We start from the raw sequence: 23,917 nt of genomic DNA on the forward strand, positions 1-23,917 counted from the left end.
CTAGAATCTCATCTCACATGTGTTTATTCGGCTAATCAAACCGCCAACTCACTTGATCAAAGATTGTTTGGCCATATCATGCCAGTCACCGAATGAGTTAGTAGTAAAGCCACAAATGGGTGAATAAATTGAATTTAATTCGATCGCCCTCTCATAGGGAACTCGCTGATTTTGTGGCTAGCGGCCATGCGAATAGCGAACTCATTACCATTTATGCAACTTGTGACGTGGAATTTACGGGCAATCGAGAAGGTACGATCGGCGAGGGAGAGCGAGTAATTATTTGTAAAAAAGATGGATCCGTCGTTGTTCACCGCCCGACATCTGCGCGTGCAGTTGCTTCCCAAGGAGTTCGGAGCACCCTAGAGACGCTTGTTCTAGAAGACCGTGTTCGGATCTATAGTGCGAGTAGTCAACATGAAACAATTCGAGTGGATATTACTGCCGCATCAGTTGCTGTGCGCCATGGCGCACAAGATGACGCCACGCTACAAGAGGACCAGACGGAACAACAAATGCATCGAGCGATAGAATTGAGTCCAGAGTCTATCGAAGATGGTCTCCGCATTATAGAACACGAGCGAAAGATTCCACACGGACGAATTGATTTCTTCGGGAAGGACATCGATGGAAATCCGGTCATCATTGAAGTAAAACAGCCTACTGCAAAGTATACTCATGTCGATCAACTCCAACGGTATGTTTCCTATTTTCGAGAGTCGATTGATTCTCATGTCAGAGGTATATTGGTCGCGCCATCGATCCATGCATCAGTAAAGAGACTACTCCGCGATCAACATCTAGAATGGGATGAGTTCGAAGAATATCAACGAATATCTACACCACCAGGACAATCATCAATTGATGATTGGCGTGATTGAGGTCCCACTTTGTACCCTCTGATAGACGAGTTTTGTTCGTTTGATTCAGATACTATCCTCGGGAATCCACAGCTGAGAGTCCTTCTCCTCAGAGAAATCTAAATCTGCGAGGGTATCTAATCCTCGTGACGTGAGAAGACCAGTGTGGAAGAGCACGGCCTTGTACTGGAATAGCGTGTTTGTGTGGTAGTTTTCTTCTCGATCAAATACGTCTAACCGCATCTCTTGATCCCGTAGAGCGTCTCGCCGTGTCTTCGGATCCGTGCTGAGAAACAAGTCGATAGCGAACTCCGGGCGACGTCTTGCAAGGCGTTTTGCGACCTGATCGACGCGGAATTTCTCGGAGCCCTCTTCAGCGATATTGTCCAAAACGTTGAGTAATTCCTGCGTCGGCGGATACTGCAGAATCGCGTCTCGTGCTACGATCCCCATCGCTGGTTCAACGTCGATCAGTCGCTTCTGAGAACCGTAATACTCGTTAACTTTCTCCAGCGCAGGCAGTACACCATCATAACAATACGAAAGTGTCCGAACAGATTCAGTTCCTTTGGGGGTCAGTGTGGGTTCACCACTCCCGGTTGCGACTAGACCCAGTGCTTCTGCATCCAGCCGTGCATCCGACGTAGTTCCGATAACGTATTCCTCACACAGGGTTTCAGCGTCGCCATCGGCAGCAACTGAAAGTGCATACCCGACTGCATTTTTTGGATGATTCTTTTTCAATTTCGACGGGACATCACCTCCGATTCGGGCATGAAATCGGATCGTCTCGGTGGACGGGGTCGTCGATGCACCGACCGCTCTCGGTTTCTCGGCGACTTCAACGCTCTCAGCTTCATCAACCAGGAGGAGTCCAATATCAAGTTCTCCGGCTAAACGACGGTGAATTGGTTTTATACTCTGCCTCGGGACAGCTGCGAATCCGAGATTAACCTCATCGAGATGTGCGTGTGCCTGTGTAATTGCCTCAGCGACGTTAACGGAATCACCAGAGTGACCTTTAGCTTCGACAGCGCACAGTAGTGGGGAGATGACCTGTTCCGTGCTCGTTTCAAACGCATCCGGATTCGGTACGGCCACGAGAGCATCTGGACGCCCTGCAGAGAGGTTCAGTGCATTAATCGGTGAGAGTCTCTCGATGGTTTCATCGGCAACCTCTGTCTCTCCCCACTGACTTACAAGAAACTGTGCATCAACGATCGCGTATCCGTGCTCTGTGCCATCGGTGACAAGGAAATCTTTCGCCGCCGCCAGCACGAGCGGTTCAATCATCTAGTCCACCGACGATCTCGGCGGAGAATAATGATTGGGGTCAAGTGAGTCCCAATAGGGGCAAGATATTCTACGAGACGACTTCCTGAATGATTTCCGCGTCTATATTTGCCCGTCCCCGTTCGGCGGCATCATCGACCGTGTAGCTACAAATCGATAGTGCCTGTCGTACGTTCCCTTGTGAGCTTTGTAAGATAAGTTGGAGGCTGTCTTCTTCGAATACATCGGCCACTGACACCGGATCATCGGAAGCTAGGTCGAGATACGAATCCACGAGAGTCTCTAGGTGCTCTTCGGTCATCGGTCGGAGGGAGACTTCTCGACCGATGCGTTCGGAGAAGGCGTGGTATTCGCTCATGATTTCCTGCCAGACTTCCGGGGCGCATCCGAACATCATGCTGAGTCCGGAACTGTTCTGGTCCATCAGGTGTCGGAGGCTGTTGAGCGTCGCTTGTTCGTTTTTTGGGGAGAGTCGCGCTACGCTCTCGAACTCGTCCACGAAGACGAAGACGCCGGTGTAGCCGAGTTCGAGGAGCATGTTTTTCAGCGCAGTAAACGCACGGACACCCATCGTGTCGTCGTCGAGTGCGCTGTGGATCTCCATTTCTTTCCGCTGTTCGTATCGAATGCCTTCTGCGGTGAGCCATTGCCACGCGTAGAGGTTCGTGTCTTCATAGACCATGTGTACAATCGCACGAGCGAAATCAGCGAACTTTGTGACATCGCTCAATAATTGGACAGCCTCTGGAACGAGTTCTGAGAGCAGAATCTCTCCCTCATTGATCAGCGATTTCATCGAGGATGCCCCCATCGGATTCGTCTCGGTATGCTTTCGGGCGACGTGAGAAAGGAATTCGTACGCAAGTTCCTGTACACGATCGAAGCCGAGATCGTACATGAACTCGTGATAGACGTCGAGGAACCCTTCTCCAGGCTGAGCGACATATCCCACGAGAACATCTCCGCGGTCACGGACGAGCGAGCGTGCGTATTTGAGGGTGTGTGATTTCCCATTTCCGTACTTTCCGGTTATGACGAGGTGTTTCGATTTTCCGGTACTGAGCACCGACGACACGGTATCGCTTACCGCGTTCGCCACGTGATCCTGTCCACAGTAAACCTCTGGATCGTCCGAAGGGACTGGGCTGTAGGGAAACGGATTTTCGTCGAGACCGAGGGATGAGTAGTCGCGCTGTTCGTCTGTAATCTCAAAATTGTCAGTTGTCATTGTTGTTGAACTGGAGGTCGCGGTCGTACACCGCGAGGTAGTAGTATTGTTTACCAAGCTGTTCGACACCACGCATCACCTGCTCTGAAGACTGATCAGTGGTGACGAGATCACCGCCACCATCGGCCAGTTCGATCGTTTTGAGTCCGTAACGCGCCTCCTTCGCACCGGTGTCGATCGGTGCTCCGGAGAGCTCTATCCGTCCGATGTTTTGTTGTGCAAGCGTCCGCAGGGCTTCATCGAACGTAGCACGGTCACAACTGAGGCGCTCACAGGTATGCTCACGAAGTTCGGGGATCGAGAGATACCGCTTCTTCAGATTCACGCCAGCACTTTCTTCTAGGCTGTCAGCAACAGACAGCAACACGTACGGGAAGTTTGGCGGCACTTCGCTTTCTTCGACTGCATAGAAGGTCCCATCGAACGCGTTTCTCTGGATCGCGCCGAGGCGCTGCGCCCAAGCTCCGATGACATCTAACGATGTCTCGTTATATTCGTAAGGGGTAAACTCGGCTTGTTCTTCAAGTAGTTCCAGCGCCACATCTGGTTCGATGGTGCTACCATCTTCGAATAGACCGAGAAACTCGCCGTAGTGTGGACTGTGAGTTTGCAGAACCGAGCTGACTTTCTCCCAATTGCTTGCTTCGACGGCATCGATAAAGCGCTCACCGACGGACGTTGCCGCGTAGGTTTCCTTGTCAGGTATTTCTTCAGTGAGACTGAGACGCGTCGATTCGAGGATTGTTTCTCGTGCACGCCGTTTGCTCACGTTAAGTACATCAACGATGTCATCCGTCGACTGCGCGCCGTTCCGACACAAGTGGGTTAGTTCGACTAGTCGACCGAGGTTAACCGGTCGAACGGTGGGGCGGTCGTCACTCATGTGAGTCTCCTGACTTGCTGCTTTGCTAGTTTGTAGGCCCGGGCGGTTACTTCGTTGCCACGGAAGCGAAGATCGAGGTATGATTCAACGTCCTCGCCTGCTTCCACCATGTACCGGAAGCGACGAAGTTCGAGTGTGAGTGCCCACAAGTTGTGCTTCACGAGGGCATCACGGTCCTCGCGGACGTCGTCAAGTGTGCGATCTTTACAGACCGGACAAGCACAAGGAAGGTATTCGAGATCCTCGATATGTCGGAGTTCCTCACCTCCGAATCCGGGGATCAGGTAGTTCCGGTTACCAGCACTTCGGATAAACGCACTTGAATCGAAACTGTCCACTCCGCAGTAGAGCAGTAGTGGTTGGTACACGAGACCGCCCAATCCGTACGCATGGAGGTGCTTGTCAGTTGCTCGCCGTGCAGCTAATATCAGTTTTGTGACCTTCTCATAGTCGGTCCTGATAGGAACGAGACTACCGAGGGCGTATCCGTCGAATTCACCGTTCTTCTCAAGATATCGAATCCCGTTCCGTATTGTCTCAGGGTCGTACCCGTGGACACTAGCGAAAAGTAAGCCGTCTCCGTCATGCGAATTGCTCGCAGCAAGGGCCCGCTGAATGTTCTCTTCTGCCCGCCGGTCGTTCTCTCGTTCTCTATTCTCGCGCGAGAGTGGAACGTCGACTGTTCCAAGGATATCTGCTTCGATTGCCTGCTGTGTTTCGAGCGATTTCTTTGGGGTGGTGTCTAGTTCCTCAGAGCGGAAATCAAATCCACCACTATCGGCGAAAATAATGGTTGATTTGGGTACCCCCATCTCACTCCGCAGGGTCTGACCGTCCTGTATTCTATCCCATTGTGGTTCCCGCTGACGTATCGACCGAGCGTTAACCATCGCAGTCGAGAGGTCAGGGATCTCATCCGTGTACTCTGGGGTGTTATCGCTTGATCGCTTCCCGATATTCCGGACTGGGAAGAGAACAGGTGTCTCTAATTTCCCGTGTGGCGTTGATAGTGTTCGTCGTCTGTATAACATGTAACGAGCTGCGATAAGCTCAGCTGTGACTTATATCTTTTCCTGACCAGAATATCCAAAGACGGTGCTCAGTCTACGAAAGTAGATGTGAATTTATCCCGATAATACCAACATGCCATTTAATTTGCCGTAGTTCCGGGCTCACTCACCCATCTTTCACCACCTCCCACGTCGAACATGTCTCTCAAGTACTGAGCCACATATATTCGCCTTATTCAGCAACGAAGGTTGGCCTACATTCGGCACATACAGAGCTAAGCCGGCCGTTCCACGAACTCCGTAACAGCGTAGAACGGAAGCGTATCAATCAACGCGACAAGCAGTTTCACGATGTACTGCCCAGCAACAATCGACACAAGCGCCCAACCCCACGTCGGGTCCCCACCGAGGCCGAGTGCCGGAAAGATAGCGAAGCCGAGCGTGATGAACACGACCGTGTCCACGCCCTGACTAATTGCAGTGGAGCCGCAGTTTCGGAGCCAGCGATGCCGACCAGCCGTACGATCCTTCAGGTTAGCGAATAACCGAACGTCGAGATGCTGGGCGAACGCGAGCGCGACGACGGAGGCGAGGATGATCGATGCCGAGCCGCCAAGCGTCGATACGAACGCGTCTTGTCCACCGTAGAACGGGGCAGACGGCATCCAAATGGCGAGGAACACGAGCGCATACGCGATGACGAGCGTGACGACGGTTCCGTTGACCACGGTCGCAGCGTACTCTTTCCCGTGGTACTCGACAAGCAGGTCTGAAGCGAGGTACGCGACGCCGAACGCAACGAACCCAGCAGGGACAGCGACACCGCCAAGCCCCGGCAGCTCGATCCACGTCAGTTTCGCTGCGAGGACGTTTGCGAGGACGATTGAGCCGGCAAACACAGCAGTAAAAATCGCACGAGTATCCTCAGTCTCCATCAGCTGTCACCACCGTCTGTGACCGGACAGTTGCGTGTGATGCTATATTGCGGCTCGGCCAGAGTGGATGCTAGGGGGCAACGAGAGAGTCGGCGGAGAGACGATCGTGAGTGGTGCTGCTGTTCCATCGATGAAGTAACGAAACTCAATCTTTATATATTCCCCGAATATTCTTCGAGTATGTCTCGGAGTATATCAAGAGACGAATCCGAAGCAGATGTGCTTCAGGAAGCAGGCCACCGCACACTCCAAATTGGAGCAGATAAGCCGATTCGGATCAGTTCGGGCCATCGAATCCTCCATCACGATGGGAAGTGCTCGCGGCCACACGGCCACAACTACGAGATCACCGTCGAAGTGACCGGGGAACTCACCGAGGAGGGGTGGGTCGTCGACAAAGGCGACGTCACGGACGTCATCGACGCGTGGGACCACCGGTTCCTCGTCGAAGAGGGCGATCCGCTCGTCGACGCGTTCGAAGCGTCGGGCGACGGCGACGCGCTCGTCGTCTTGGAGCACCCGCCGACGGCGGAGGTGATGAGCGTCCTCCTCGAACAACGCATGCTCGATGCGTTCCCGGACACCGTCTCGGACGTGTCGGTGTCGGTGAGCGAAACCGGTGAGCTCTGTGCGAGTTACTGATGCCGGTCGCTAGCGATATCGAGGAGCCCGCAACAGACGCTGACACGACTGGTGAGGGCCTCCCGATCAACGAGGTGTTCTACTCGTTACAGGGCGAGGGAACGCTCGCAGGCGTCCCCTCCGTCTTCGTACGGACCTCTGGGTGTAACCTGCGGTGTTGGTTCTGTGATTCGTACCATACCTCGTGGGAGCCGACCGGGGCGTGGCGCGACGTCGACTCTATCGTGGAGGAAATACAGTCCCACGAACAGGCTGGCCACGTCGTGCTCACAGGTGGGGAACCACTCATCCACGAGGAGTCAGTCGAGCTCTTAGAACGGCTTGACGCAGGGGGGTATCACACGACGGTGGAGACGAACGGGACGATCTACCGGGACGCACCAATCGATCTGGCGAGTATCAGCCCAAAGTTGGCGAGCAGCACGCCGACACCGGAGCGTGACCCGAAGGGGGAGGGCGAGTGGGAGGAGAAACACGAACAGAACCGGATCGACATGGATGCGTTGTCCCAGATGGTCGACGACTACGAGACACAACTCAAGTTCGTCGTGACCGACGAGTCGGACCTCCCAGAGATCACAGACCTGGTTGACCGAGTGCGAGAAGCGACGGCGACGACCGTCGCCGATGATGACGTCCTGTTGATGCCGGAGGGCATGACGCGCGAGCAACTCGACGGGACGCGAAGCGAGGTCGCCGAGCTGGCGATGGAGTACGGCTACCGGTACACGCCACGACTCCACGTGGACCTATGGAACGACGCACCGGGTACATGAGTACGTCACTCTCAGAGACCGGTCGGAAGAGCGCGGTGCCGCGAGTGCGGTGTGAGTGTCGCCTGCGGCGTGGTGAACAGAGCGATAACCGATTCGACGCAACTGAGCAATCATGAGCAACAAAAGCGCGGTAATTCTGGTCTCCGGCGGGATGGACAGTGCGACGGCTGTTTACGAAGCGATCGAGCAGGGGTACGAGCCGTACTTCCTCCATACGTCGTACGGGCAGCGCACCGAAGACAAAGAGTTCGAGTGCGCACAGACGCTTGCTGAGGAGGTTGATGCGGCTGATTTCCTCCATATCGAGACGGGGCACCTCTCGCAGATCGGGGCATCGAGTCTGACGGACGAAGAGATGGATGTGGCTGACGCGGATATGGAGAGCGACGAGATTCCGACATCGTACGTCCCCTTCCGGAACGCGAACCTGTTGTCGATGGCGACGTCGTACGCAGAGGCGACTGATTCGGAGGCGCTGTTCATTGGGGCGCACTCCGAGGACTTCTCCGGGTATCCCGACTGTCGCCCCGCCTTTTTCGACGCCTTTCAGAACGTGATCGACGTCGGGACGAAACCAGAGACAGAGATTGAGTTGAAAGCGCCGTTCGTTGAGTGGTCGAAGACGGAGATCGCCGAGCGGGGGTTAGAACTTGGTGTGCCGTACGACATCACATGGTCGTGCTACCGCGACGAGGAGCCGGCCTGTGGGGCGTGTGATGCGTGTGCGTTCCGCTTAGAGGCGTTCCGGAATGCCGGGTCACGCGATCCGATCGCGTATGCTGAGCGGCCGGAGTTCTCGTAACGCTTCTATTCAAACGACGTAGGAAAAACTAGCTCGGCCTGCTGGGGCTAAGCTTCGTCGGTGATGTCACCTGTAAACTCATCTTCGCCGTTAAGCCGTCCCGCAACTCCATTCATCGCATAGATAAGCGTCGCTGCGACGTCGAACGCTTCTTCTCGTGATAGCCGAGATATCGGCCGTGTTACGAATTCCTCACCATCCGTATTCACGCCGGTGATCGGGGTGACAGAATAGTCGCCATCGCCCATTGTGCCGTCAAGACGGACGAGAATTGATTCATCATCATCGGATCTCCACTCAATGTAGTACTCGTCGTGAATCTCCTCACTCCATCCTGAAGGATAGTAATCAAGGACCTCAGTTTCACTATCAGGCATTGTGTATATCAGAGTATCATACCCACTGACGATTAAAAACATGTGTTCTGTACTTCAGTTGAGGTGCCCCAGAAAGTCAAGTCAAACGAATCACTTGAAAACGTAGGTTTGCCAGGGTGCTCAATGGTTATCATATCAAATATGTCTCAGGTACTGAAAGCGGGATTACGTGGTGTAACGATCAGTTAGGCGCATCCGATGTCCTGGCCGACACTATGAAGATATTCCTCTGCGAATACGAGGGTATGCCAAAGGTCAGCGTCGAGATCCCCCAAGAACTGCTTGATGACCTCGATGAACACGTCGGTGACGAGGGAAAATTCGTCAATCGAAGCGATGCGGTTCGAGCATCAATCCGAAAGACACTCGATATGCTTGATGAGATAGATAGACGGCACGGACGGGCCGAAACTGATGAAGTAGAGTAGTCAATTTAACCTACAATAGCTCGAAATATCCCCAGTTGTTGGTTAAAGGTTCTAAATTAGGCTTGTAAATCAAATTGGCCACTCGAAAGTTTCTCTACGACTGACTCAGGAAGCGAGATTTCCATCGTATCGAGTTGCTGGCCCAATTCTCTGATTTCAGCCGTCTCATCGATTGCCTGGAGCCAGCGATCAGGAAGTTCGGACGCGCCAAACCGTGCCCCCGCAACAGCCCCAGCAACGGCCGCAATCGTATCTGTATCACCACCCAACATTACCGCATCGACGATGGCACCCTCCGCACTCTCAGCAGTCAGTCCGTGGTAGAGTCCCGCTTGAAGTGTTGTGACGACATAACCCGAATTAGCGAGTTCAAGATCTGCCGGAGACTCAGACCCTTCCACAATTGCCTGAACAGCTTCACACGCACTCTGGAGTTCAGCAGGCCCATTCTCTGCGAGATCAAGCGCGGACGCAAGCGGCTGGTCCGTACCGGTAAGCAGGCCAGCAAGCGTCCCATTCAGGATAACACATCCCCACTGACAGCGCGGGTCGGCGTGCGTGATAACCGAGGAAGCACGACTCGCAGTCACGAGTGCATCGGACTCACCAGCAAACGCGATCCCGTACGGGGCACATCGCATGACGCTGCCGTTGCCCGCATTGGATCCCTCTGGGAGGTGTTTCCACTCATCGATCCCAGCCTCATCCCACGCGTCACCATCTCGGAGTCGCCTGAGGACTGTGCTAGTGAGTAGTCCAATGTCGAACGGGTCTGATTGATACCACTCGACGAATCGGTCTGCGACGTCAACGGGATCGAAGTGGCCCGAATCAGCGAGGCTTCGAGCCACACACAACGCCATCTCGGTATCGTCCGTGATCGTGCCAGCAGGTTGGCCATGCGTCCCATTGGCCAGCATGTCCATGACGGGGCCGTGCCGTTGCTGAATTGAGGCTGATTGCTGGAACTCCACCGGACGACCGAGGGCGTCGCCACAGGCGAGTCCCAAAAGAACACCTACCGCTGAGTCATCCATACGACAGTGGATACGGCGAAGCGCAATAGTAGTTGGATGTGGGTGGCTTTATGGAAGCACTCAACAGGTGCAAAAAAATGACTTGCTGTGATTACAGGGTACATCCTTTTCAGCAATGCCGGTAATGAAACCGTATGAGAGTTTCACGTAAGGAAGACAAGATGTGGCACTTCACTGAACCAGATCACTGCGGGTGGGCACAGACCTTTACACAGGAGGATTCGTTTGAGGAGACAATTGAGGTCTCATCGGTAAATGAGGTCGACGATTTTTGTGGAATGTGCCGGGAACGACGCGAGAAATAAGCAATACTCAGCGAACGGCTGTCTCCGCCGGTTTTGGATTTGAAAATATATTTTCAACAGAGCCACGTGGCTGGTTCGAGGACTACTCAGCGGCGGTCGGCGGAGCATACCCACCGTCCTGTAGGCTGGTCAGAATCTGCTCGATGTCCTCAAGGAGTGTATACAGGTTCTCAGTCGTGCGGCCACTACTCAAAAACTGGTCACTGTCCGTGTTCTCGACAAGGAGATTAGCGTGGGCGACATCGTTCCGGAGTTCCGTAATATCGTGAAGCCGCGACTGCGCCTCACCTGTCGTTGAAAATCCGCACTCTTGCCAACAGGCGTCGACGCTCGACACGATTGTACTGAGTGTCGAAAATTGGGCGTAGTGGATCTCTGATAATTCCACGTTGGCCGCTTTGGCATCCGCATACCGGGCTTCGATACCATCGATTTCGTCGGTACTCACAGGAGTCTGCTTCCAATCGGGGACCTCCGCCGAGATGACCTCTCGCAAATGTTCTTCCAGGTATGTGATCCTATCGAAGAGATACATCCGCGCAGGGGGTGTGTTTAGATCCGCACGGGTGAGGATGCCGGTGATCCGGTTGTGGCCCCCAAGGAAATAGACCGGCTCCTCGATCAGCGCTGCGAGACTCTCACCGAACGACGTGTCGCCACTAATCATGAAATCGATGGTGAGCGGCGTGAGCGCCGCCTCAAGCGTGTCACCAGTATCGTCGGTGTCGACGTCATCTTCGTGGATGAATCCAACTGGGTCGCCGTCCCGGTCAACTGGCGCCGCATCGTAGCCATTCGTCACGAGCCACTCGGCGGCAGTGCTCGGTGGGGTCTCGTACGAAATGTGTTCCACAGATCCAGTCGCGAGTTCCGCCGCGGTGCTCTCGTACAGGGTTCGAGCCACATACAGCGGTGAAACGGGGTGAATAATCAAGCTACGGGCTGCCCGAGTCGCATAGCTTGGTATTTCTTGGCGCCGCAATATTAATGTCTTTAGAGCATATAGTAGAAGTTGATTATGTCCGAAGGGCATTTCTATTCGGCGAGGGCAAGTATTGAGTACGGGACAGCGGCCTGTCTCTTCCCTGTCGATGAGCTGGATGCGACCGTCCTCCAGCATCGGGATGCCCAACTCGCCCTCGACGCTGTCGATGGTGATACGGTAATCGTCGTCTCTCCCACGAGTCTCGCAACCGGCTACAAGCTTGGAGGTCATCCAGTGACGGTAATCCGTGTCGACAGTCTCCCTGCCGACATTACTGCCACACTTGACGCCGCTGTTGAAGACGACATCGAGACCTTCGATCTTATTCAGATCGGAAAGTGGAACCACAACAGTCCCAACCACTCGCTTGCTGAGTTCACCGACGCGTAAGCCGGCTACCCTTCCCACTACAGTCCACAATGCCCGATACCCTCGCCGACGAGTACCCGGAAGCAGCCCCATTCATTGCCGAAGCTGTCGAAGATCACGGAGAGGAATGGGTCCTAGAAAACTACTACTCTGAGCTCTATCCGCTCAGCCAAGTGATGGCGATGCCGGAGAAAGAGGAACTTCCGTTCTTCGACCCGGACACCGATGAGACAATATCGAAAAACGAGCAGATCGAAATGTACGAGGCGTGGGCTGAGTACCGCGAGAATCTGCGAACCGGGACGAAGCCGGACAAGTGACCAGAAGGCGGACAGTACGGCGCTTCACCAATATTATTCAGCGTCAGGGTTGGTCCCGGCACCCCTCAGACAGATAGGTACCCCCACTATTGATTCGAGTGATTCTCGGAGAGATGGGACATGAGTGACTTCGCCCAGTCAGTCTCGGCCCTACAGAACCAATACTCACTCTCGCAGCGTGTACTGACAGATTCGGATACCCTGAATGAGCGCCTTCTTTAATAGAGGACTTAGCCGTCTACCAACTAGCTGTTTTCTGATTTTTCTAGGCTGTCATCCTCCGATTCATTGCCGTACTCTTCGGGAATTGTCATCAGCAAAACCCCAAGCACCAATCCAAAGAAGACACCAAGCAAAGGTTGTTCGCTTAGATTTTCGCGAGCGATTGAGAGCCGGTACTCCCATTCAGGGGTAGTCTTTTGTTGGATTGATGAAGTTCCAAAGGCTCGACTGCTATCTACAGTACTGTTTGCCCACATCGCCGTGTCTGTATTGGAAACAGTTGCGACAATATCGAATACCGCACGTTCAGACGGAAGGAACTGGCTCCCCTGTTTAGCGTTCGCGACGGCGACGACATCTTCAAGCGTACTCTCGCCGTCTGTAGCGTTTCGGATACGGTGGTCTAAATGGGCATTGAACAACGTTCCCCGCTGGTATGGGGTACGATGATCGGTCCACGTTGACCGGTTCGATAGGACAGCACGGTCCCCTGCGGCGTTCTCCAATCGGTTGTTGTATTCTCGTGGCGAAAGTGTCCCAGCGCCCAGCATTAGTCGTAGAGACATATACTCCGTTGTCCCCTCATTGAACCAACTCATCTCGCCTAGTGAAGCATCACCGAAAGAATGTCTCGTATGTAAGTACTCGTGGAGTACGATATGGGTGGTATTCGATGGCCCATGTCGACTGGACGCCCACGTGTCCGCTTTGTGTGCTTCACCACTGGAAGTGTGATCGACTTTTCCCGGTGTTACGAAGACTGTTGTCTTGCTGTAACGGTGTCCAACATCGTACTCAGTCATCGCGTATCGGAGCTGCCGCTCGATTTGCTCACTGTCAACCTCCGACCTGCTCTCGTCAGCGATGATGCCCGTGACTTCGTGGCATCCATCTTGAAGCGTTACAGCTGAATAATTTCCAAGATACGCGAATTGCGTACCAACGTGGCCGCCTTCGGGGGTGGTGTGGTGGACGCGGGTCTGAATGTACGAAGGGAGAGGAGTATGAAGCCACGATTCACCGCTCGCATAAGATTCATTGGTGGATAATCCAGTTTGCACGCGATACGTGAGGGTCGGTGTTGCCTGCCGTCCACCAAAGGTGTAGGTTCCATCCGCAGTCTTCGAGAACCCAGTCGTGTTGACAACGGTAGCCGCAGTCGGTGGGTCAACCTCGAATGGGGTCAATTCACCGTGGCCATCGTATGTGATTTGGACTGTGTCATCCTCAGTGAGTCGTATCTCTCCCGTAAGCTGAGCCGACTCCCACTGTTGGGCTGTAAAAGCATCTATACAACTTTCGGGGGCTCTATCTTGGACTTGTTGACCCGTTGTAGCCGTAGTGCCAGCGGCCACGACTACAATTATAAGTAGCAGAATGATACCGTATCGTCGCATACTGTCACACCGTTAAAGACAGACAAAAGAGTTCGTCAAGGGGGGTGAAACTGAAACCAGAAGAGTCCGAAGATGGATATCCGCACCAGAGACGAGAACGGCGGCGAACAGCGGCGCGGCAGCGACATCGAAGCGCACGGCTGCGAACGGTACCGCGGGGAGATCTGCGAGGCCGACGTCCGTCGCCATGAACTCCGTCCTCTAGACCGCACACAGCAACAAGAAGCGGCCGGCCGTCCGGTAGCGACTCATTCACGAGGAGGTCGTCGCCAAAGGTGAAATATACGTCGAACCATCCCGGCAATCCGGATGCGCTTGGCGATGGCGTCGACAGAGGGGTGTGGTACAGCCAAAGGACTTCAACACCCGTACGGACACCATCAAAAAGGATAGCCGTCCACGAATCCGGTCGTCAGACTACGTATGGTGTGGCGTCTCTAACGCCTCACCGATCGACACCTCACCGGCCGCAAGTTCGAACGTTTCATCATACGTACTCTCAGCCCCGAGCGTCGCGATCAGTGTCCGGGCGACATCTTCTCGCGGGACCTCAATCGCGTCTCTGTCGAGATCAGTACCTGTTTTGATTCGTTTGGTACCACCTTCGTTTGTCAGCGGTCCAGGCCGAACGATAGTGTACGTCAGGTTGCTCTGTTGGAGATACTCGTCGGCCTCACCCTTTGCGCGGAGATACTCTCGCAACGCCTCGGGGCTATTCTCAGGCTGATCGGCATTAATCGAACTAAGCATCACAAACCGTTCTACCCCCGCAGATACCGCCTCGTCAATGAGGTTAATCGCACCGTCGCGGTCAACACCCCACACGTCTTCACCACCCGATCCCGCAGCGAAAATGATCGCGTCAATCTCTTCAACGGCGTGTGAGACATCACCGGTGAGATCAGCTACAACCGGCTCAGCATCCAAATCCCTGATATCTGGTGCTTGCGATTCCACACGCACCATCCCCTGAACGCTGTGATCGCTCTCAGCAAGCAGACGGGTCACGTGTTGGCCAACTTGTCCATGCGAACCAGCGACGAGAACATTCATACAATCGATGTTCGGTCAATATCGTCAAGAAGGTGGCGTCAACGGAAGCGACTGAGGAGAGTCAGTAGAGGATACCCTGTTCTGAGGCATAATGTGCTATACTAGAGTGGAACAACTGGATATCAGCAGCATTCGGCACAACAACTAACAGCGATCATACATATCTTCCGATATGCCAACGGAATCGGTCAACGGGGCTGAGTTGTACTACGAATCAGATGGCGACGGAGTACCGGTTGTTTTCCTCCACGGGGTGTTGATGGGTAGCCGATTCTTCAGCGAACAGAAATCGCTCAGCGACGAGTATCAGGTTATCACCCTCGATTTCAGAGGCCACGGTCGCTCCGAAAAAACCGAAACCGGACATACGCTGCCTCAGTATGCTCGTGACCTGGAGGCGTTCCTTGACGCACAGGGTCTTTCTGATGTTATTCTGGTCGGCTGGTCGATGGGGTCGCTCGTGGCATGGGAATACGTTCGTCAGTTTGGGACAGACCGGTTCCGCGGCTTCGTAAGTGTCGAACAACAGCCACTGGATCTTGAACAGGAGGATTACGAGCACGGTGTGTTCGGCTTTGATGAACTTCGTGGACTCATGGAGCTCGCACAAACCAACCCACACGAGCTGGCGTGGTCCCTCATTGACGAGATGCTCGTGGATGAACCGAATACTGTCGAACAGACGCTCTTCGACGAGATCACACGAGTCCCACCACCGATCACGAGCGCGATTCTTTTCGACCAATCAGTACGCGACTACCGGGGAGTGGTTCCCGACGTGGATGTTCCTACCCTCGTGTGTCTTGGTGAAGACGAAACGATGCTAGAGAATGGTGGTGTCGAATACGTTGCCGACAATACACCTGACGCCCAACTTGAGCGCTTCACCAATAGTGGTCATTGTCCCTTCTTAGAGGAGCCTGAGCGGTTCAACCACGTCCTTTCGTCGTTCATCACAGCACGCTGTTGAAGAGGCCGCCGAGACACTCGAAGATGGAGAGGTTGATCTCACCACCGCGAAGGAGATCCGCGAGGAGGCAGATGACCATCTCGAGAAGCTTCGTAACGCGCTGAACGTTGGCGACGGTGATGTCATCGAGGTTGACGGTGAAGACGCCGGGCTAGAGAGAGCCGAGTGAGTTTTTGGACGTTTCCGGAAGTGGAGCGTTTCCACAATCAGAATCGGGAGACAGCGACACTATAGAAGAAGCAATCTAACGGTGATGAGGAACTTTCCGGAATTGACCCGGTGAGGTTTTTATAACCTGAGCAGAAATGAATCTGTCAGACCAAAATGATCCGTGATGCTCGCGTCCTCCGCGCCGGGTTCGTCCCTCGAGAAGTCGAGCATCGCGACGCCGAAGTCAACCATCTCTCGAGCGTTCTCGAACCGATCACGAACGGCGAGCCGGCTGACACAGCCATTGTCACCGGCCCGAGCGGCGTCGGCAAAACCTGTGTCTCGAAGTTCGTTACCGAACGGCTCCGCGAGGAAGTGCTCGACGTCGAGGCCACCTACGTCAACTGCTGGCGAAACTACAGCCGCTTCCGGACACTATACCAGATCCTCGACGACATCGGTGCGACGATAGACATTCATCGGCAGTCGACACCCCACGACGAGCTCATTGATCGGCTCCAACAGTACGACGGTCCTCGAACCGTTGTCATCCTCGACGAGGTCGACCAACTCGAAGACCCGAGCCTCATCTACGACCTCCACAGTATGGAGCAGTTCGCGGTGATCTGTATCGCGAACAAGGAAGAAGAGCTGTTCAGCCGCGTCGACGACCGGCTCGTAAGTCGGCTGCGCTCCAGCGAACACGTCCGGATGGACAAGTACCACAACGAACAACTCTACGACATTCTGAGTGCTCGAACGAAGTGGGGCCTTGAAGAGGACGTTATCACCGACAACCAGCTCTATCAGATCGCTGATGCCGCCGCTGGCGACGCTCGTCTTGCTATCGGGATGCTTCGCAGCGCAGCCAGCACGGCTGATCGCGAAAATTACGAGGACATCACCAACGACATTCTCATAGACGCTGCCGAAGATGCTCGGGCACAAATCAAGCAGAAGAGCCTCGATTCACTCACGCCGCACCAGCGGGTCGTCTATGATATTGTTCGCGACCATGGCCCGCTTGGACCCAGCGAGATTCACGAACGCTATTCCGTGGAAGTCGATGATCCGCGGACGAAACGGACTGTGCGGGCGTATCTGTCTAAGATGACCCAATACAACCTCCTCGAGGCGGAGGGGACGAGTCGGGACCGAGAGTACTCGCTCGTCGATTCGGCGGCGGCGTCGCCGATACAGTGACCGTGATGCCGTCAGCTATCCCGAACTGAACCTGCCGAGGCCCGATTGTCGGTGGTTCCAATCAGGACGGTTTGCTCGCGTACGGGCGTACGTGATACAGATTGTTCAGATTCGCCCGACTTTCTCGCCGAATAACACGTCTCGGAAGCTGAGGCTTGGATTTCAATCGTCTTGCTCGTCAGAAATAAGATCCAGAGAGTAGCTAATGGCCTCCTCGGTGCGATATGGATCTATCGAAGCTTTCCGCTTAACCGCGTCTCCATGCGCTAACGGATTCTCGAGTACTGCCAGTTCATACGACCCGTCCTCGCTGGATCCATCATACACTCGATAGAGATAGAACCGTTCTTGATGGGTCAGAGCTTGTTGGACCTGGCCGTCATCCAAAGTTACGTATCCCTGTTGACTTGTACTGCTTTTCACCTCGATATATCGATCTATGAGGGTTCTGTCAGGGTCTGATTCGAATGCCTCTTTTCGTTCCTCCGTCTCAAAACTCAATACGTCACACCCATAGCTTTCGCTTCCTTGGATATGTGAAACGAGGATTGGGAAACGACCCGCGTCAATTTCGAACCAGTATGCGAGTTTTTCGGCCCCTTCAGAATCGGGTACATCGTATGTTCCCGATGTCGACCGACTCTGTGATGTCTGCGATGTGCGGCGAATCGTGATGGATCTTCCCTCAACCGTTTCGAAGCCCTGTTGCTTTGATGAAACGCCTTCTATCGATTCGTCGATGCCAGATTGTGCTGTCGAAGCAGGTGTCTCATCGGTCGGCTGTTGTGAATTGACAGCCGTTCCGTCACGCGAGGGACTATCTTCCGATCGATCTCTTTCTGTTTTCTTCGTTCGATCCATTCCGTCTGTGACTTCAGGCGCAGTGAAAACCGAGTCCGACTCTTCAGAGGTCTCACCTGTGAGGAGCGCTCTAGATTCACGTAAGCGTTCATGCGCGGATTCGTCACCTAAGAGCACCTCCAAACGCTGACGCCTATCATTTGCCGTTGCGAGCGAGAGAATATCCTTGCTCAGCTTCTTATCGAGGACATCTGAAAAAACATCTCCGACCAACCGAGCAAGATGGTCATCAGTCACCTGTGGCCTCCCGTCGAGAATATCGGGCACAACATACACTGCCGAATCGTCAATGAGGTACGATCCTAGTTGAAGTTCGATATCGAAGGTATCGCCACCAACTGATGCAGTCGCCTTTACCGCGTTACATAGGACGATTTCTACATCGCGTATCGCCCGTAGCTCCCGGCGATTATCGTCGCCATCAACTCTGAAGGCGTAAATGAACGGCTTCAACTCTTCAACCTCCTGCGAAAACTCGTCCATATACAGGTGGTGGTCGTAGTCGACGTCTGAGATGTTGATATCAGAGTTTGTGAGCCCCTCTACGCCGAAGAACTGTTTCACCTTCTCAGTACCTTGGCGGTTATCGAGCATCAGTGAGGAGTATCTGTTCTCAACTGGCGCAGGAATTGAGTCGGTGTTTGTGTATCGCAGCTCCGACACCGGATAGTATCCTTCGACTCCCTCGTGAGTTCCGAACATTTCCCCATTTTCGATGAAATCAGCACGCAGAGATGCTGGTGGAGCCTCGTCACTTTCACGATTCTTTAGCAAGGTTCGATAGACCCGCTTTGCCACCTTTCCGTCTGGATCGCGATCAGGAAGGTTAAACAGGATTTCGTAAAACGATTCCCACGAAAGATCGGCGAGTGTATTCGTTACACCCAAGTCTCGGAGCGTTTTGGAGATATCAGTTTCGTCAACACCCAGTTCGGAGAAGAGCGGATATTCTGGATCTACTGCCGGATATCCAACTAATGGCGAGATATCCTCCGCTAACGATGCAGTCGAGCAGGTCTGTGGGGTCTGAAGATTAGTCTCTTCACCTTGGACAGGAAGCCACTGGCTCGTTCGGAGAATCCAGTAAGGGTGGGAAGGTACAGACTGCTCGTTAAGTGATTTCCAATTTTGGTGGTACTTGGGTTTGATCTCAAGTATCGCGTCTGATCCATTCTTCCGCCAGCGATTGGTCGTCTCTGGAATCGTCGCAAGCCACGCGAGTATCGCATACGGATGTGCGCTTTCGACGATCTCCTCAAGTCGGTCGACTGTCTCGACCCTTCGTAGCCGATAATTCCGTGTCGACGTAACGTCATTCGGGGTTTCTTTTGTTTCACTCCCGAACTCAGCTGGATAGTCTAATGTCTCGAGGACGTGGTCGAAGAAGTCAGAATTACTCATCTCACGTCGCTCTAATCGCGGCTCATCGGCGACACCCAACCAAAGCAAGAACGACTCTAGCTTGCTTACATCGTCAAAGAAGTCTAATTCTGAGGGACTTACGACGAACAGCTCCTGATCTACTGACTCATACAGATGTTCGACCAATTTGCCGTTGGGGTACTCACCCGTTAGATAGAGAGAGCTGGCCTTTGCGAAAGTCCCGGTACGTGTCGGAATAACAATCGAGATTTCTGTGAGGCTCACCCCCTTGGCACCGGCTTCGTAAAGGTCCCACAGCCCACGTAGCATCTTCCGGCGCCAATGTGCCTCTGAGTCCGGATTCTGAGAAACGCGGTCGTTCGCTTCGGTGACAACCGCTTGGACTAGCCCTGAAAGCTCGTACTCACGAATATTAAACGACGATAGCTTCATTCGCAGATCTCGAATACTGGTCAATCCCCAGCTTGACTGCAGCTTTGATGCAAGATCAGGGTGAAGAATATCTCTTGGAACCCATGAGGGGAGTGTAATCGACTCTCCCTGTGGTGGGAGGAAAGTAGTTCGTTCAGGCGGAATTGTATTCCCCTCGCCATCAACCAGAAGACGCGGTGGAGTCTCGTCTCGAATGAGATTATTATCGACGAGACGGGTGATGATGCCTGCTCGGGTTGTCATAGAAAGGTCGCTTGAAATAGTATCAAGTCGCGTTTGTAGGTCTGTGTAGTTGATGTGCCCAACGTCTAAACGATCCAGCTGGTTCTTCACATCCTGACTGTTCGTGTGAAGACAGACATCGTCGAATAACTCTCCTTGGAGTAGGTCGTCAAAATCACCGGAAATTCGCTTTGCCTTCGCGGGTGTTGTAAAGGAACCATCCTGCACTGGGATGAGTGACCGCGTAGCAACTTCTGACTCAAGTAACTGCTCGAATGAGCTTTGGACTTCATCTGGTGCTCCGAGGTTGTTTAGCGTAGAACCGATTGGTCCTGTGGGTGAAACTGTACGGAGAGCGGCCCACGGGGTTTCTTCAGATCGGTGGTCCTCCGCTGCATCAATCATCTTCGACGCTAATCGTTCAGCGACAAATCGATTCGCATCGCTCTCTATCAGGTGATTTCGTGATTCTGTCACCTGAAACGTGGCGTGCGCCAACATCGGAAATGGGAACGAGACCTTGGTAGGGAAGAAAACAAAGAGATCAGATGGTAGCTCCTTGCTTCTGATATCCTCTGGTATAGCGATTTTAATCTCGTACCGATCTTTGGTTTGCGAAGCGGTGGTATATTCCTCTGGAATTTCCCCTGAGTCCTTGAATATTTTCCACGTAGTCGGTTCGCCGCTGCCGTGGTCAACAATAACCTCCTCTTCCCCGCGTTTGACACTCCAGTGCTCTTCTCGTTCTGGACTGCGAATCCGAAGATCATCTACGCTCCGCAGGAACAGCGTGAGCTCTTTGAATAGGGAGTTGATCTCCTTCTGAACTTGGTTTCGACTGTCGCTGTCAAACAGAGGAATACAGATTACAGTGTCGTAGCCTCGACCCTTGATCTGCTGGCCTTGTTTGTGGACTTCCTCGAAACGTGTATCTACAACGTCGCTCTCTGAGAGAAGTCGTGGCGTGCTCAGCGTTGCGATTGGATTTGGGGTTCCCCGCTGCTCGTATCGCTTAGCTTTCCTATCAATTTCGTCGTTTTCAGCACGGAGTTTGTTTAAATACTCAGCTGCGAACTGTTCCGAGAATCCGATCGATACGTCTCCGCTGTGTATGAGCACGTCCGAACTCCAATTCAAAATAGACCGGAATCCAAGTCCCTTGTAGCCGATACATTCCTCCCGGAATTGTTTCGGACTATTGTCGCTGAGCATTAACGAACTGATTCCCTCACGGGAGAAGGGCTCCCCACTATTAGCAACGAATAGGCCTTCCTCTGTCAGTTCTATTAGAACGTCAACCGAATCGGACGATTCCCAGCCGGCGTCGTCAGCGTTCTGAATGAGCTCCAGTAATCCACGACCAGAATATCCGTCAATATGCTTTGTCTCTCGATTATAGTCTGAAAAGAGTCGGTCTTCGTCCCGATGGTACACGTCTTCCATCTTCTGGAGTTGGTCTTCCACTGCCTTGTTTTGCCGCCTAGTGACGACGGTCTCGGACGCTCTTACTGTAGCATTCCGCCAGATTAACCCGGAAATGGACGCCGTCTGGCGATATGGCATCGCTCAGACGGCTTGCTTGGATGTGTCGAGATCTTGCCAAACAGCACGTTGACGATCCGGATGTACCCGCCGCGCCGGACGGCGCGGACGGGTACGCCGAGTGGGTGCAGATCGCGTTGATTCTGTACCGCGTCGAATTAGAGAAAAGTCTCCGCGAGACGGAAGACTACCTCAACGAGATGCCCGGTGTCCTCGCCGTGTTTGGACTCGATGAGGCACCACATTACAGCTCGTTCTGCCGGTGGGAAAACGAGTATCGGATGCGTGAACTCCGCCGCCTGCTCCGCCGAAGCGCGAAGCAGGCGGGCTGGAGTGGCGAAGCTGCAATTGACGCGAGTGGCTTCCAGCGTGACCAAACCAGCTACCACTACCGCGACCGCGCGAACTACTCGTTCCATTCGATGAAGACAACGATCTTGATCGACGTGAATTCGCTAGCGATCAAAGACGTTCATTTCACCACGCAGAAGGCGTGGGACGGCCACATCGGGATGCAGGTCTTCCACCGGAACGCGGAAGACCTGCGGGTACTGTCTGCTGACGCGAACTACTCGTGGAGCGACCTCCGTGAGGAGTGTCGCTCCAACTCAACGCGACCGTTGATCAAGCACAGGGAGCAAACACCGTTGCAGAAGGCTCACAACGCCCGGATGAACGAGGACTACAACCAACGCTGGATGAGTGAGACGGGCTTCTCGCAGTTGAAGGAAGACGACGGCGAGAAGCTACGCTCCCGGAGCTGGCACGGCCAGTTCCGGGAGCTGACTCGGAAGTGCATCATCCATAACCTGACGCAGGCGGCGAGTTAAGGCTCGCCGCCTGCTCCCTTTCTCCGGACGTATCCGGGAGAGGCATCGCCGCCGTCATCGGAACAACGGTGTGAGATACCATAATTATGACCCTTCAGCTACCGCCGTGAGTAACAGCGACTGCATCTTCTGAGATGGAAAATCCGTCTCTAGCGCCGTGAAATTGTAGATCAGCAACCCCACCCCGACGCTGTCTTGCGTTCAACAAGGCATCTTCCACCCAACTCCCCCACTCTTCAGGCGAAGTATTTGTCATACATTCAGACAATCGGGCGAGGGGGTTTATTCGTGTTGACCAAGTTCCCTATTGATCGGCTTTCGAGGGCCGGGAGCACGGATGGTCGCACCGATATAGAAGAACAACTAGACGAAGGGTCATATTGCGGGGTCGCTGAACTTATCAACCTCAGCGTTTACCCTGCTCTTTAGTGTGCTAATTGTTCTAAACGGGCTCATTCCGACCTGAACTCGCCGAGGCCCGATTGCTCGTGGTCCAGCGGCTCGATGACCTGGGGATCGTCGTTGCCGGGGTTGTTGACCCGCGTCGAAATCTCGTAGGCGTCCAGATCGTCTTTCGGATACGGCTGGCACAGTTCCTTGCGGGTGTCCGAATCTGCGGCGAGCCAGTCGGATTCGGCGTCCCTCGGGAGGACGACCGGCATCCGGTCGTGGATGGAGTTCATCAGGTCGTTCGGCTCCGTCGTGAGAATCGTGACGCACGAGATCGTCTCATCGTCGCCCTCCCAGACGTCCCAGAGCCCGGCCATCGCGAAGGCAGGGTCGTCTTCGCGGTAAATCCGGTAGGGCTGTTTCGACCCGCCGTTCGGCGATTTCCACTCATAGAACCCTGACGAGGGGACAAGGCAGGGACGTGATTCCCACGCCCGATCGAAGACGCGTTTCTCGTCGGCAGTCTCGGAGCGAGCGTTGATGATGCCCTCCTCGGGTTCGTCCGCCCAGTACGGAATCAGTCCCCAGTGGTAGGCGTCGATCTCGTCTGGAGTCTCGTTCGTGACGATGTGGAGGTCGTCGCCAGGCGCGATGTTGTATCGGGGTGTGTACCCGCCGTCTGCGACGACCTCGGCGTCGAAGCGAGCCTCGAGGTCTGCTTGGTCGATGAAGAGCGAGTTCCGGCCACACATACATCCGGGTCCGCCCGGGAGAGTCTTCAACGTATCTGGAAATGTGAAGGGTTGGTTCTGTTGCCCCTTCGTTTGATGGTAGATTTGGGGATAATCGGTGAGTACAGATTAGGAAAAAGACCACTACCCCCAGATATGTCAAATTAGTATAATTTTGTGACTTGATTCTTTTGTGCCAGGGTGTCATAGAACGGTTCACATACATCAGTAGCCCCAAGAAAATTTGTGTCTAAAAGATGGATGTAATCACTGCTATTCAG

General features: G+C 53.9%; 23 protein-coding genes. 10 read left to right on the plus strand and 13 right to left on the minus strand.

Annotated elements, in window-relative coordinates; all coding sequences use genetic code 11:
- The first annotated feature begins 173 nt into the window (after positions 1-173).
- The gene (locus RH858_RS12095; RefSeq protein WP_310561980.1) at positions 174-881 is read left to right on the plus strand and encodes an endonuclease NucS domain-containing protein; all 708 of its coding nucleotides are present in this window, start codon (positions 174-176) and stop codon (positions 879-881) included.
- Positions 882-926: 45 nt separating this feature from the next.
- On the opposite strand, the gene RH858_RS12100 is transcribed toward RH858_RS12095, so the two are convergent.
- The 5 genes from RH858_RS12100 to RH858_RS12120 form a co-directional block, all read right to left on the minus strand.
- Positions 927-2,153, minus strand: coding sequence for a hypothetical protein (locus RH858_RS12100; protein WP_310561981.1), 1,227 nt, complete (start codon positions 2,151-2,153; stop codon positions 927-929).
- A 70-nt stretch (positions 2,154-2,223) separates the two neighbouring features.
- On the minus strand, positions 2,224-3,381 hold the full coding sequence (locus RH858_RS12105) for a BREX system ATP-binding domain-containing protein (protein WP_310561982.1): 1,158 nt from the start codon (positions 3,379-3,381) through the stop codon (positions 2,224-2,226).
- Entirely contained in the window at positions 3,371-4,264 is an 894-nt protein-coding gene (locus RH858_RS12110) for a hypothetical protein (protein ID WP_310561983.1), read from the minus strand. Before RH858_RS12110 ends, RH858_RS12105 begins: the two co-directional genes overlap by 11 nt.
- A complete protein-coding gene (locus RH858_RS12115; RefSeq protein WP_310561984.1) occupies positions 4,261-5,295 on the minus strand; it encodes a tRNA-guanine transglycosylase in 1,035 nt (344 codons plus the stop codon). The genes RH858_RS12110 and RH858_RS12115 overlap by 4 nt, the downstream gene beginning before the upstream one ends.
- A 254-nt stretch (positions 5,296-5,549) precedes the next feature.
- On the minus strand, positions 5,550-6,209 hold the full coding sequence (locus tag RH858_RS12120) for a queuosine precursor transporter (protein ID WP_310561985.1): 660 nt from the start codon (positions 6,207-6,209) through the stop codon (positions 5,550-5,552).
- A 180-nt stretch (positions 6,210-6,389) separates the two neighbouring features.
- Between RH858_RS12120 and RH858_RS12125 the strand changes: the two genes are divergently transcribed.
- From RH858_RS12125 to queC, 3 genes are all read left to right on the plus strand, one after another.
- Positions 6,390-6,851, plus strand: coding sequence for a 6-pyruvoyl tetrahydropterin synthase family protein (locus RH858_RS12125; protein WP_310561986.1), 462 nt, complete (start codon positions 6,390-6,392; stop codon positions 6,849-6,851).
- The gene (locus RH858_RS12130) at positions 6,851-7,627 is read left to right on the plus strand and encodes a 7-carboxy-7-deazaguanine synthase QueE (protein ID WP_310561987.1); all 777 of its coding nucleotides are present in this window, start codon (positions 6,851-6,853) and stop codon (positions 7,625-7,627) included. The genes RH858_RS12125 and RH858_RS12130 overlap by 1 nt, the downstream gene beginning before the upstream one ends.
- Before the next feature lie 112 nt (positions 7,628-7,739).
- Positions 7,740-8,429: a 7-cyano-7-deazaguanine synthase QueC gene (queC, locus tag RH858_RS12135; RefSeq protein ID WP_310561988.1), complete on the plus strand. Its 690-nt coding sequence runs from the start codon at positions 7,740-7,742 to the stop codon at positions 8,427-8,429.
- 47 nt (positions 8,430-8,476) lie between these two features.
- Here queC and RH858_RS12140 read toward each other — a convergent pair whose 3' ends face one another.
- Complete coding sequence (locus RH858_RS12140) at positions 8,477-8,848, minus strand: hypothetical protein (RefSeq protein WP_310561989.1); 372 nt, start codon at positions 8,846-8,848, stop codon at positions 8,477-8,479.
- A gap of 203 nt (positions 8,849-9,051) precedes the next feature.
- Here RH858_RS12140 and RH858_RS12145 point away from each other — a divergent pair, with 203 nt between their 5' ends.
- Positions 9,052-9,234 (plus strand): ribbon-helix-helix domain-containing protein, encoded by a 183-nt coding sequence (locus tag RH858_RS12145; RefSeq protein ID WP_080508614.1) that lies wholly within the window; start codon positions 9,052-9,054, stop codon positions 9,232-9,234.
- Positions 9,235-9,290: 56 nt separating this feature from the next.
- Here RH858_RS12145 and RH858_RS12150 read toward each other — a convergent pair whose 3' ends face one another.
- Together RH858_RS12150 and RH858_RS12155 are read right to left on the minus strand one after the other, a co-directional pair.
- Positions 9,291-10,271 carry an ADP-ribosylglycohydrolase family protein gene (locus RH858_RS12150; RefSeq protein ID WP_049932902.1) on the minus strand — a complete coding sequence of 327 codons (981 nt, stop codon included), beginning with the start codon at positions 10,269-10,271 and terminating at the stop codon, positions 9,291-9,293.
- A gap of 387 nt (positions 10,272-10,658) precedes the next feature.
- On the minus strand, positions 10,659-11,480 hold the full coding sequence (locus RH858_RS12155; protein ID WP_310561990.1) for a CBS domain-containing protein: 822 nt from the start codon (positions 11,478-11,480) through the stop codon (positions 10,659-10,661).
- A 114-nt stretch (positions 11,481-11,594) separates the two neighbouring features.
- On the opposite strand from RH858_RS12155, the gene RH858_RS12160 reads away from it, so the two are divergent.
- On the plus strand, positions 11,595-11,951 hold the full coding sequence (locus tag RH858_RS12160) for a hypothetical protein (protein ID WP_310561991.1): 357 nt from the start codon (positions 11,595-11,597) through the stop codon (positions 11,949-11,951).
- A gap of 29 nt (positions 11,952-11,980) precedes the next feature.
- Positions 11,981-12,250 carry a hypothetical protein gene (locus tag RH858_RS12165; protein ID WP_310561992.1) on the plus strand — a complete coding sequence of 90 codons (270 nt, stop codon included), beginning with the start codon at positions 11,981-11,983 and terminating at the stop codon, positions 12,248-12,250.
- Between the two features lie 245 nt (positions 12,251-12,495).
- Here RH858_RS12165 and RH858_RS12170 read toward each other — a convergent pair whose 3' ends face one another.
- The 3 genes from RH858_RS12170 to RH858_RS12180 form a co-directional block, all read right to left on the minus strand.
- A complete protein-coding gene (locus RH858_RS12170; RefSeq protein WP_310561993.1) occupies positions 12,496-12,894 on the minus strand; it encodes a hypothetical protein in 399 nt (132 codons plus the stop codon).
- A gap of 987 nt (positions 12,895-13,881) precedes the next feature.
- A complete protein-coding gene (locus RH858_RS12175) occupies positions 13,882-14,058 on the minus strand; it encodes a hypothetical protein (RefSeq protein ID WP_310561994.1) in 177 nt (58 codons plus the stop codon).
- 228 nt (positions 14,059-14,286) lie between these two features.
- Positions 14,287-14,922 carry an SDR family oxidoreductase gene (locus tag RH858_RS12180; protein WP_310561995.1) on the minus strand — a complete coding sequence of 212 codons (636 nt, stop codon included), beginning with the start codon at positions 14,920-14,922 and terminating at the stop codon, positions 14,287-14,289.
- A gap of 172 nt (positions 14,923-15,094) precedes the next feature.
- Between RH858_RS12180 and RH858_RS12185 the strand changes: the two genes are divergently transcribed.
- Together RH858_RS12185 and RH858_RS12190 are read left to right on the plus strand one after the other, a co-directional pair.
- Positions 15,095-15,892, plus strand: a complete 798-nt coding sequence (locus tag RH858_RS12185) for an alpha/beta hydrolase (protein WP_310561996.1) — start codon at positions 15,095-15,097, stop codon at positions 15,890-15,892.
- 324 nt (positions 15,893-16,216) lie between these two features.
- On the plus strand, positions 16,217-17,245 hold the full coding sequence (locus RH858_RS12190) for an orc1/cdc6 family replication initiation protein (protein ID WP_310561997.1): 1,029 nt from the start codon (positions 16,217-16,219) through the stop codon (positions 17,243-17,245).
- Between the two features lie 162 nt (positions 17,246-17,407).
- On the opposite strand, the gene RH858_RS12195 is transcribed toward RH858_RS12190, so the two are convergent.
- On the minus strand, positions 17,408-21,607 hold the full coding sequence (locus RH858_RS12195; RefSeq protein ID WP_310561998.1) for a DUF3883 domain-containing protein: 4,200 nt from the start codon (positions 21,605-21,607) through the stop codon (positions 17,408-17,410).
- A 92-nt stretch (positions 21,608-21,699) separates the two neighbouring features.
- Here RH858_RS12195 and RH858_RS12200 point away from each other — a divergent pair, with 92 nt between their 5' ends.
- The gene (locus RH858_RS12200; RefSeq protein ID WP_310561999.1) at positions 21,700-22,515 is read left to right on the plus strand and encodes an IS5 family transposase; all 816 of its coding nucleotides are present in this window, start codon (positions 21,700-21,702) and stop codon (positions 22,513-22,515) included.
- Positions 22,516-22,967: 452 nt separating this feature from the next.
- Here the strand turns inward: RH858_RS12200 and RH858_RS12205 are convergent, their stop codons facing one another.
- Entirely contained in the window at positions 22,968-23,657 is a 690-nt protein-coding gene (locus tag RH858_RS12205) for an SOS response-associated peptidase (RefSeq protein ID WP_310562000.1), read from the minus strand.
- Between the last annotated feature and the right edge of the window lie 260 nt (positions 23,658-23,917).

Origin of the sequence: Halalkaliarchaeum sp. AArc-GB (genome assembly GCF_031432225.1) — an archaeon.
Classification (GTDB): Archaea; Halobacteriota; Halobacteria; order Halobacteriales; family Haloferacaceae; genus Halalkaliarchaeum.